The sequence below is a fragment of the Roseateles sp. genome, from assembly GCF_039929605.1.
In the GTDB taxonomy this organism is placed as follows: domain Bacteria; phylum Pseudomonadota; class Gammaproteobacteria; order Burkholderiales; family Burkholderiaceae_C; genus Pelomonas.
In genome coordinates this window covers 69,297-79,692 of record NZ_JBDSQX010000166.1, presented here as the reverse complement: position 1 = coordinate 79,692, position 10,396 = coordinate 69,297, and the positions used below count along the sequence as shown (strand labels likewise).

Here is a 10,396-nt window from a genome sequence, read left to right as displayed (position 1 = left end):
GTCAGTTCGTGCTCGAAGGGCAGAAGATCGCTCGACGGAGCGTGGCTGACAGTCGCAGTGCGCTCGAAGAGTCCGTCGCGCTCAAAGTCATGCAGTCGCTTGATCAGGTTCGACGGCTTGCGCACCGTGATCGACACCGTGCCGCGCGTGACGGCGGGCGGAATGACGAACTGGATGCGTTCGCCGCTGGGCAGCGTCGCTGACAGCAGCGGGCGCTCTTGGTTGATCTGCTGGTCGCAGAAGGTGGCCACAGCAGTTGCCAGCGACATGCAGCGCTCCTGGGTCATCTCCGGTGTCAGCACGGTCTGCCAGCCACTCACGGTCTCGACTATCAGTTCGCCGGGCCGGTTCACGCAGACTTCAAGCACGCCCGGCGCGTCGAGCTGCTCGCGCAGGGGCCGAAGAAACTCGACCACCGACGTCGCGTCGCCCTGCCACCCTCCGCCGGCGGCGCCGAACAGGTCCAACTGCGGCGTGTTCGATGCCCTGGGCGTCATCGCGGCGTCTCCCTCGCCACCGGCATCAGCTCGTACACTCCCGAGAAGTCCACGTCACGGGCGACGTAGATGCCGACGATGCCGCCTTGGTTCTGGTAGATCAGCGGCGGGATGTTGATGGTGCTGTCGAGCACCTTCTCGGCCAGCTTGCTGGTGTTGGCCGTGGTGGACGGCAGCACGACGGTGTTGGACTGTGTGTCGTTGCTCTGGTTCTGGATGACCAGCTTCACCGAGTCGTCGATCAGCGAAAGCAGCATGGCGGCGCCGATGCGCTCGCCCCAGCGGTTGTCGACGTAGCCGTCGATGCCGGATTCGCCGAGCTGTCCGGTGCCGGGTGAGTCAATGTCCACCGTTACGCCCAGCGGCGTGCGGATGCGGGTCCAGAGCACTGGGATGCGCACGGTGCCTGGTCGGACCGAGGCGATGCGGTATTCGCCGTCAAGGTGCGAGCCGCGCTCGATCAACATCACACGGCCGTCGTCGCTGAAGACGTTGCGCTGCACCTGGCAGCCGACCAGGCCGGAGGCGGCGCTGATGACCTTGGTCTTGAGTGCGCAGGTGAAGGCTGTGCCCTTGGGCAGCGTGAGGCTGCGGTTGCCGAGCATCGAAGCCGTCACCTTGGGGGTTGCGGATCCCTGAAGCTGCCCGCCGAACAGTCCACTACCGGCGGGAGGCCCACCAGTGGGTGCGGTGCCTGCAATCGGGGGCCCGCCGAGTAGCGCCCCTGAAGGCATGGCGCCGGTGGTCTGGCCGTTCGCCAGCGCAGCGGTCTTGGTCAGGTTGTCGAGCATCGCCTGCAGCTGGCGCTGATAGCCCTGCAGGTTGCGCGATGTCGCTGCGATGGGATCGTTCGGATCGGCAAGCTCCGGTGTGGCCATTCCATCGACGGAGGGCGCCGATCCATCCGCCCATTGGTTGGGGGCGCCCCGCGCGGGGATTGCGCCCGGCCGGGTGGTGACCAGCAAGATGGGGGCATCCTCCGGTGGTGCCACCTTCGGGCCACCCGTCGCAGGTGCGCCCGTTCCGGTGCGCCTGACGCCGATCGGCTCCGCCAGCTCGTCGGCTGTGGGAGTCAGTGCCGGGATGCGCGGCGCGGTCGCAGCCGCCGCGCTGGCGGTCGGCGCGGGCGGCATATCAAGCCTGCGTGGCTCGGCCGTGGCGGCGGCGGGCTTGTCGCGCACCTGCTTCGATTCAGCCTCGTCGGACTTCTTGCCGGTGAACACGAAGCTGTGGATCGCGACCCCGGCGACGACGACCAGGGAGCCGATGCATAGCACCACGGCCAGCAGCCCCTTCATCGACATCGCCATGCGCTGCCGGGTCGCGACGTTGGGGATGCCGGGCTCGCCTGGCAGTGGCGCGAGCTTGCTGCCGTCCGCCTCGTGATCGCCGGCCAGCTTGGGGTCGCCGCCGCGCTGCTCGTTTGGTCCGGGGGTCATGGTGTGCCTCCCTTGTCCGCATCCGTAGGTCCGGTGGTGCCACTGACCCTCGCTTTGAGAACGCGCTGAACGCCGGGGACCGTCGTGCCGTCGCCCGGCGGCTTTCCGTCTAGGTCGAAGACCTCGTTCCACAGGCCCACGACAGCAGTACCCGCGCGCAGCATCAGCCGCCGGCTGACGCGGTCTACCACGAGCAGGTCGTCTTCCATGCGGGCGTTGACCAGCGTTTCGCTGCCATCGCCCAGCACATGGAACACGGCCGGCACCTCGCGGTTGCCGCGGAAGCGCAGGTAGGTGAAGCGGCCGTCGTCGAAGACCAACGTCGGCACGATGTCTTGCGAGCCGGCGCCTTCGGCAAGCGAGTACTGGGTGTTCATCACCTGCGGCTTGGCCTGCAGCCGCTCGGCGACGACTTGCTGCGGCGATGGGCGCTGAGGCACCGTTCGCAGCGCGACCAGAGGTGCCCTATCGCGTAAGGCAAGGCGTGGCGCTGGCGCCGCTCGGACCGGCGCCTTGACCACGAGCCGGTAAACCGGTGGCTTGGGATCGTCATCAGCCAGCACGATGAAGCGCAAGGCATGCGTTCGACGGTCGGTGACGACAGCCAGGTTGTTCGCGGCGTTGGCCGAACTCTTGGCCTTGACGAACAGGTTCCGGCCGCCGGGCTGAGCCGCGACGCACCAGGCGGATTCCGCCTTGGCACAGTCACCACCCAGGCCGGCTGCTACTTCGGTGATGGACTCATCGGCGTCGAGCACCACCAGGGTCACGACACCGCGCTTGACCGGCACCGTGACCACGGCGCGTGGGTCGTAGATCACCTCGCGCAGGCGCGGGTCAGTCGGCTCCGGCGCTGCTGCTGCAGCAGCGCAGATTGCCATGCAACCAGTAGCCGTAAACCAAGCCGCGGCCTTCATGGCTTGGCCCCCGGCGCCGCCGTATTGATCTCGGGATCGGACCGGTACGCGGTGACGACGAATCCGAACGGGTTCTCGACCCGATCGCGCTCCTTGGCCAGCACCTTGGGCTGGTACTGGTAGACGATGCTGGCGACGTGCCGCGTCGTGACCTCGGGGCGGTTGCGGTCGGTGAGGCGCACCACCTTGTCGTAGGTGACGGTGGCCTCGCCCTTGTTGCCAGCACGGCCAGATGCGGCCAGCCGCACGCCGATGACGTTGATGCGCCAGTCCTCGGTAGCGCCGATCTTCTTCTGCAGCGCGCCATCGCCTTCGAATTGCCGGTTGTAGTCGGCGAAGACCGCCGGCACCGCCATACGGGCCACCTGCTCATAGTCGCGCTGAAGGAACATCCAGCTGTAGCCCTCACGGGCGCGCACAAAGTTGGCGAGGTTGTGTTTGTCGAGTGCTTCCATCGGCGGGATGGTCTCGACGCTCAGCCGCTGCTGGACGGTGGTCTCGCCGGTGACGCGATCAACGACGATAGGGATCTCCACCACGCGCCGCAGCGGGCCCTGCACGAACACCGCTGCGATGCCGATCAGGCCTAGCACGAGCCCCGCGATGGCCACCCACCACGCACGGTGCTCGGAGCGTTCGAGCATCAGCGCGCGGTCGATTTCCCACACGCGGTTGGCGTCGATGGTTGTCGTTTCGGCAGCTGCCCTGCCAGGGTCTCGGGAGCGATCAGGCAATGCAGCGGCTCTTCCTGGCGTCAGGACGGCACTCATGGGGGAGTCCTCGGTTGCGCTGCGCGTGGCCTTCGGGCGGTATTGGGCGCAGCAGTTCAGGGATCGGGGATCAGGGAAGGTAGTCAGCCACCTTGCCCGTGCGAGTGAGCATCTGGTACTGGCGCTCCCGCTCGCGCGAACGGGCTATGCGCTCCTCGCTGTCGGCCATGGGACGTAGTTCCTCAGCAAGGGATTGTTGAAGACGTTGCCCAGGTTGCGGATGCCGTTGATGCTGTTGATCTGGCTTTGCAGCTGGTTGATCTGCTGGACCTGGTTGTTGATCTGCGTGATGCCATCGAGCACTTGTTGGATGGTCTGGACCAGGTTGGCAACATCGATGACCGGGATGCCCTGCGCGCGGGCGCCATTGGCGCTGATGGCGATAAGAACTGCGGCGGCGAACTTGAAACGTTGCATGGTTTCGCTCCTGAGTTGATTGACGGTGGTCGACGTCTACGTCCGGCCGCGCATGGCGGCGAGCTTGTAGGCAGCGGTGCGTATCGCGGCACGCGCACCAGTAGCCACGGTTCCAGCAGCCCGGCCCGTAGCCATGGCTGCCGCGCCCGCTGCTTGGCCCGCCGCATACGGCAGGCCGGCACCGGGCCGAACGACGCCGCCTGCTGCGCCTGGGGCGCCTGCTCCCCGTCCGGAGGACGCCGAACGCAGACCCGCGACCATCATGGCGCTCTGGATCATCTGGATGCCTTGCTGGACAGCGGCGCCGCCGGTGAGTGCGGAGGCAAGGCTCGGGGCTTGGAAGCAGATGATGGCCATGAGGATCATTACTACGCAGTACTTCAGGGACTCACCGACGACGTTGAAGGTTGGGCCGAGGAAGCCGCCGTTGACCTGGACGGCCTGCACGAGCGCGTCGCCCATGAAGGCGCTCAGGCCCAGCGCGAAGAATGCGAACCAGGTCAGCACGACGGCATTCAGGACCATCGAGAGCCAGCTGTCGAAGAACCGGGCTGTCGGGCGCCAAGCGAGACACAGGACGAACAGTGGACCGATGGCGATCACGAAGGTCAGGAAGAGCTTTGCCAGCGTCACGACGAACAGGGCAATGCAAAGGAAGACGACGTTGCCGATGGAGCAGAGGACCGCTGCGAACAGAAGATCAAGCCGCATGATTCCGGCTTCCTTCAACAGGTCGATTACCAGCTTGCTGGCCTTGTCGTTGAAGTTGTCCAGCAACACATAAGGCGAGGTGATCGCCATCGGGTCCGCTGCTGCAGGTAAGAACGTGGTTGCAACACCAGTTGCCAGTGCGTTGGCTGAGTCGGACACGTTGGAGATGTAGAACCCGGATTGCAGTGCGAGCGCGAGGACCAGTCCGATCTTGAACACCTTCCAAAGGAAGGTCGGTACGGTCTCCGACACTTCGTTGCGCAAGACGGCCCAGCCGTACAGCGTGACCCAGAGAGTCATCGCGGTCAGCGCAATGGGGGCGATGCCCGCCATCAGTGCGGTCACGACTCCGAGCACATAGGTGTTCAGGACAGCATCGAACTGAGAACCAACCCAGGCGAACATTGCTTCTCTCCTCTCTACTGAACTGCGCTGATCGGAAAGCCCTTGAGGCTGATGCACTTGCCGGAGATGTCCGGCCGCTCGCACTGCGTCCACTCTCCTTTGATCTTCACGATCCAGACCCGTGATCGCTTCTCTGTGCCGTAGGTGGACTCTCGGCAGGTCCGTGGCCGGGCGAAGACTTCGGTGCACTCAACGAGCCCGGCTTGACTCTCGAGCATCTTCCAGCCGCCGCCCGCGCAACCTGACTTCGCCGCCGGACAAGGGGCTCCGAGCGATGCGGTCGGCAGCTGCGGCGTCTCCACCTTCTTGCTCCCGTCGGGCATCACCTTGACGGCCTCGTTGCCCTTGACAAACTGGGCAGTGGCCGTGGTGGCAGCGAGTGCCATCGCGGCCAGCGCGAGGATGTGACGAACAGCGTTCATGCGGCTCTCCTGGAGCTACGAAACCTGCGATCCTGAACCTCACGAAGGAGCACGGGAAGCCACTGAAACGGATCGTTGCCATGCCGTTCGCGGACCGCATCGAGCAGGGCCACGTTGTCGGTGGTGGCCGAAAGCACGGTGATGAAGTCCTCAAGCCCGGCGAGGTCCAGTTCGCAGATCGCGCTGGCGTGGCCCTGCTTGACCAGGAAGCGCCGGCCGCCCTGTGCGCCGAGGCTGCGCACGATGTCGAACTCGGCCTGCGTCAGCCCGAAGCCGTCAACGTACTCCTCGCGCACCGCTTCAGGGTTGGCGAGGAAGATCTTGGTCACGCTCTGCTCGACCATCGTGCGACCGATGGGGTGGCGCAGCACGTCGGACGGGCTCTGGGTGTCGAAAATGCCCAGGCCGTTCTGCTTGCGGATCGTCTTCTGCTTTTGCTTGGCGAAGTCGCTGAAGATCTCGTGGTCCAGCGCCTTCCAGAACTCGGAGATCACGTAGATCAATCGCTCGCCGTTGACCAGTTCTTCCATGACCTGGAGTAGGTACATCATCACCGGCGTGCGGACCTCGGGCAGGTCGAGGAACTCGGTGGTGTCGAAGCCGATGACGCTGGCCGCGTGCAAGTCGAGCAAGCGGTCGTCCGCCTGGTCAAACACCCATCCCAGTGCGCCACCCTGGCACCAGCGCCCGAGCCGTTCGAAGAGACTGTTTTCGCCCGCCTTGGGCAGGTTCTGCCGCACGGTCGAGAAGCGGCGCAACTGTGCCGGCATCATTGCCACGGCCTTCACGGCATCAGCGATGGCGCGCTCGTCGGCAGGCAGCAGCGGTATGGCCGTCGTTGCAATGCAGGTGCGGATCAGGTGCTCCCAGAACTGGATGCGCGCCGGGGTCGGATCGCGCTGCAGCGGGTTGCATCCCGTGGGCTTGCCGGCTTCGAGCGTGAAGTAGCGGCCACCCAGGGCGCGGATTGCGATCTCGCAGCCACGGTCGAGGTCGAAGAGCACGAGGCGCGGCGCCGGGTCCCACTTGCGCGTTAGCGTCAGCAGGAACATCTCCAGCGTTGTCTTGCCCACACCGGTCGAGCCGATGATCAGCGTGTTGCCCGGCAGCTTTTTGGCGTCCGAGTCCTCGCCTTCCGGGCTGCTGTGCAGGTTCAGGTAAAAGGGCTGGCCTGATGGCGTGCGCAGCAAGGCCAGCGCCTCACCCCAGGGGTTGCCGTCACGCTTGCCGCGTGCGAAGTTGTGGCCGCTGGACAGCGCCGCAAAGGCACGCGAGCTGAGCTTGGCATCGCGGGGCCGCCATTGCCAGTTGCCCGGCATTTGCGCGAACCACGCGGCGTCGGCCACCAGGTCTACCGGTGACATCTGCAGGCTGGACGCTTCGCCGACGGCGCCGATGGCCTGCGCCGCACGCCGACCGGCATCGGCCACGTCTTCGCCAAAGACGACCAGGCTGTAGTGGTACTCGCCCATGCAGAACTGGCCATCGCCGAGTTCGTTCATCGCCACGTCCATCTCGGCGACCTGGCTGGCCACCACATCGTCGCTGGCGATCAACTGGTCGCGCTGCAGCTCCAGTGAACGCATGGCTTCGCGGCGCGGCAGGATCGAGAAGCTCTGCGTCTCGATGAACTCGCTGGCCTCGTAGAGCAGCGAGTTGAGGATGCCGGGCTCGACCGCGTCCGCGTATTCCTTGATGTCGACCAGGGCGGCGTAGCGACGCTGGTCGCCCTGGCGCAGTTCGAGCTTGTCGCCGCCGAAGGACAAGCGTGTGGTCGGCAGCGTTCTGTACAGCGGCCCCGCCTTTGTCGGGATCGGCCGCCAGGAACCGTTGACCAGGTAGCCGAGAAACTCGGCCACCTCGGAGTAAGCTCGCCCGCGCTGTTCACGCGTTCCCAACAGTTGGGGGCCGAAGCCGCGCAGCACTCGGCCGACCAGGGCCGTTCGCTCTTCCATGACCTATCACTCGGCGCAGGTGAAGTACGCCTTCAACAAGCAGGTCGACTTCGCGGTCGGCGTCGACAACCTGTTCGACAAGAAGCCCCCGTTCATCCAGTCGTATACAGACGCCAATACGGACACGATGACTTACGACCTGCAGGGCCGCCGTTGGCACGTTCGCGCTGGCTATCGCTGGTAAGCCTCGGTATGCAGCACGGCGCCGCAGACCATGGTCTGTGGCGCTCCACGAACGAATGAACGCAGTGAGACAAAACACATGAACCTGCCCTATTGGGTTCGCCGAAGCCACAAATGGATCGGCCTCGTCATCGGCGTCCAGGCCTTGCTCTGGATGCTCAGTGGCCTCTATATGACCGCCATCTCACTGGAGGTGATCCACGGCGACCACTTGGCGCATGTGTCCGATGAACCGCTGGACCGGCAAGGTGATCGCCTGGATGTCGGGCAACTCGCGCAGATCCACCCAGGCTTCGAGTCGTTCAAGCTCAAGCGCTTCCTGGGCAAGGAGGTCTACGAACTGCGGGGCGGCGGCAAGGCCAGCCTCGTGGATGCCCGCAGCGGCGACCTGCTGAGCCCGTTGCCGCGCGAGCAGGTGGTTGCGCGAGCCAAGGACATATACCAGGGCGAAGCCGAGATCCGCGAGATCACGTGGATCACCCAGGCGCCGCAGGAGGTGGCTAAACGGCCGGTGCCGATGTGGGCGGTGCGCTTCGACGACCGCGCCAGCACGACGCTGTACTTCTCTCCGGACACCGGCGACCTGCTCGCCCGTCGCCACGATCTGTGGCGCCTGTTCGACTTTCTGTGGATGCTCCACATCATGGACTACGACAAGCGGACCGACGTCAACAACAGTCTGCTTCGCGTCGCGGCGGGCACGGGGCTGGTGTTCGCGCTCAGCGGCGCTTGGCTGGTGTTCTACAGCTTCCGTCGGAGGGCTCAGCCATGACTCCCTGGATGCGCAAGATTCATAAATGGATCGGCGTGCTTGTCGGGCTGCAACTGGTGCTGTGGATGTCCAGCGGCTTCGTTATGAGCCTGCTCGATGCCGAGAAAGTTCGGGGAAGGGAGTTCCGGGCGCCTGCGCCAGCCAAGCAACCCTGGCCGGCCGAGGTTGTCGCAGTGGCGCCCATCCTTGCTGCTGCGCGCGATCAGGCCATGACGGTTTCGACAGGATGGCTGCTGGACCGCCCGGTGTATCGATTGACCGGGGAGAAGTCGACGTTGCTGGTCGATGCGCGCAACGGCGAACGCATCGAGCTTGATGCACTGCTGGCGCGACGACTGGCGCAGGCGTCGTACACGGGCTCAGGCACTGCGAGGCCGGCGGAGCTGATCGATCAGTCGCTGGAAACACGGGCCCACGATGGCAAGGTATGGCGCGCGGAATTCGCTGACGACGAGGACACCACCGTCTACCTGTCGCAGCAGGGCGATGTGCTGGAGCATCGCAACAAGACATGGCGGCTGTTCGACGTGTTCTGGATGCTGCACATCATGGACTACACCGGCCGCGAGGACTTCAACAACCCGCTGGTCGTCACTGCGGCCGTGGGCGGGTTCTGGTTGGCGCTCAGCGGCATCTGGCTGCTGTTCACGAGCTTCAGCCTGGCGGAGTTCATTCCAAAGCGCTGGCGGTCCACCCGGGTGCTGATGGTTCACGCGCCGGATGGCAGTCGCTTACGGAGCCTGCGCGGCCATGCCGGTGACACCGTCTTCGTCGCTCTGGCTCAGCAAGGGCTGAATCTGCCGTCGAACTGCGGCGGTGGGCAGACCTGCGGTCTGTGCGAGGTGCGCGTGCGGGGCGCGGCACCGGACGCCACGAGCGCTGACCGGGCAATGATTCCACCGTCGCGGATTGAGGCGGGATGTCGCCTCGCCTGCAATCTCAAGCTCGACTGCAACCTGGACGTGGAGGTGAAGAGTGCCGCCGAACTCGGCACCGTCAAAGAAGCCGAGGTGGAAAGCGTCCGGGCACTGTCGCCCTTCCTGCGTGAGGTGGTGTTGCGTCCCAACGGCAAGCCAGGCCCGGAGTACCGTCCCGGCGCCTACATCCAGGTGCACGTGCCTGCCTACCGCATGGCCAAGCACCAGATCGATACGCCGCAGGACCACTATTCGGCCTGGGCGGGCCTGCATCTGCCGGCGCAATGGTCAAGCGGCGCGCTGTTGCGGCGGTCGTATTCGCTGTCGACGCCGGTGCAGCAGACCGACGGCCGGCTGACGCTGCTGGTTCGGTTTTGCCACGGCAAGCAGGGTGGCAAGAACCATCCGCCTGGCAAAGGTTCGGCCTACGTCTATGGGCTAAAGGCGGGGGATCGGCTGCAGTACAGCGGGCCTTTTGGGGATTTCTCAGTACAGCACGGCCAGCGTGAGAAGGTCTTCATCGGTGGCGGTGCAGGCATGGCGCCGCTGCGCGCGATGATCATCGACCTGCTGGAATCAGGAGCAACGGAGCGCATTCACTTCTGGTACGGCGCGCGTACAGCAGCCGAGGCGCCTTACGTGGAAGAGATGGAGGCGCTTGCGGCACGCCATGAGAATTTCAGCTGGCACTTGGTGTTGTCGGAGCAGCGGGTTGACGATCAACCGGCGGCCATGGTGCATGACGTGGTCGAAGAGAACTTGCTGCGATCACATCCCGATTTGCAGGCTTGGGACTTCTACCTGTGCGGGCCGCCGCTGATGCTGGCAGCGACCCGCACGATGTTGAGGCAGTGGGGCGTGGCTGACGACCGGGTTGCGTTCGACGACTTCAAGATCTGAGAACTTGCCTTAGCACTGATCCGTGGCCGCCCTGAAGAAATGTTGCCGGCATGCCAGCTGGGCGCTCACCGTTGGTGCCGGTCTTTCGCAA

At 65.1% G+C, this 10,396-nt stretch carries 11 protein-coding genes; 3 read left to right on the top strand and 8 right to left on the bottom strand.

Features of this window, described 5'->3' with window-relative positions:
- The 8 genes from ABIS05_RS22640 to ABIS05_RS22605 form a co-directional block, all read right to left on the bottom strand.
- Window positions 1-497, bottom strand: a 497-nt coding sequence (locus ABIS05_RS22640; protein WP_348013012.1) for an ATPase, T2SS/T4P/T4SS family, incomplete at its 3' end; no start/stop codon positions are given.
- Window positions 494-1,936 carry a type IV secretion system protein VirB10 gene (virB10, locus tag ABIS05_RS22635; protein ID WP_348013011.1) on the bottom strand — a complete coding sequence of 481 codons (1,443 nt, stop codon included), beginning with the start codon at window positions 1,934-1,936 and terminating at the stop codon, window positions 494-496. The genes ABIS05_RS22640 and virB10, both read right to left, overlap by 4 nt.
- A complete protein-coding gene (locus tag ABIS05_RS22630) occupies window positions 1,933-2,853 on the bottom strand; it encodes a TrbG/VirB9 family P-type conjugative transfer protein (RefSeq protein ID WP_348013010.1) in 921 nt (306 codons plus the stop codon). Before ABIS05_RS22630 ends, virB10 begins: the two co-directional genes overlap by 4 nt.
- A complete protein-coding gene (locus ABIS05_RS22625) occupies window positions 2,850-3,623 on the bottom strand; it encodes a type IV secretion system protein (protein ID WP_348013009.1) in 774 nt (257 codons plus the stop codon). Before ABIS05_RS22625 ends, ABIS05_RS22630 begins: the two co-directional genes overlap by 4 nt.
- A 144-nt stretch (window positions 3,624-3,767) precedes the next feature.
- A complete protein-coding gene (locus ABIS05_RS22620; protein WP_348013008.1) occupies window positions 3,768-4,040 on the bottom strand; it encodes a type IV secretion system protein in 273 nt (90 codons plus the stop codon).
- Window positions 4,041-4,076: 36 nt separating this feature from the next.
- Window positions 4,077-5,156: a type IV secretion system protein gene (locus ABIS05_RS22615; protein ID WP_348013007.1), complete on the bottom strand. Its 1,080-nt coding sequence runs from the start codon at window positions 5,154-5,156 to the stop codon at window positions 4,077-4,079.
- A gap of 14 nt (window positions 5,157-5,170) precedes the next feature.
- Window positions 5,171-5,578, bottom strand: a complete 408-nt coding sequence (locus ABIS05_RS22610) for a hypothetical protein (RefSeq protein WP_348013006.1) — start codon at window positions 5,576-5,578, stop codon at window positions 5,171-5,173.
- Window positions 5,575-7,533, bottom strand: coding sequence for a VirB4 family type IV secretion/conjugal transfer ATPase (locus ABIS05_RS22605; RefSeq protein ID WP_348013005.1), 1,959 nt, complete (start codon window positions 7,531-7,533; stop codon window positions 5,575-5,577). Before ABIS05_RS22605 ends, ABIS05_RS22610 begins: the two co-directional genes overlap by 4 nt.
- On the opposite strand from ABIS05_RS22605, the gene ABIS05_RS22600 reads away from it, so the two are divergent.
- From ABIS05_RS22600 to ABIS05_RS22590, 3 genes are all read left to right on the top strand, one after another.
- Window positions 7,532-7,717 (top strand): hypothetical protein, encoded by a 186-nt coding sequence (locus ABIS05_RS22600; protein ID WP_348013004.1) that lies wholly within the window; start codon window positions 7,532-7,534, stop codon window positions 7,715-7,717. The genes ABIS05_RS22605 and ABIS05_RS22600 overlap by 2 nt on opposite strands.
- Window positions 7,718-7,795: 78 nt before the next feature.
- Window positions 7,796-8,488 (top strand): PepSY domain-containing protein, encoded by a 693-nt coding sequence (locus ABIS05_RS22595; protein WP_348013003.1) that lies wholly within the window; start codon window positions 7,796-7,798, stop codon window positions 8,486-8,488.
- Window positions 8,485-10,305, top strand: coding sequence for a 2Fe-2S iron-sulfur cluster-binding protein (locus ABIS05_RS22590; protein ID WP_348013002.1), 1,821 nt, complete (start codon window positions 8,485-8,487; stop codon window positions 10,303-10,305). Before ABIS05_RS22595 ends, ABIS05_RS22590 begins: the two co-directional genes overlap by 4 nt.
- Window positions 10,306-10,396 lie beyond the last annotated feature (91 nt).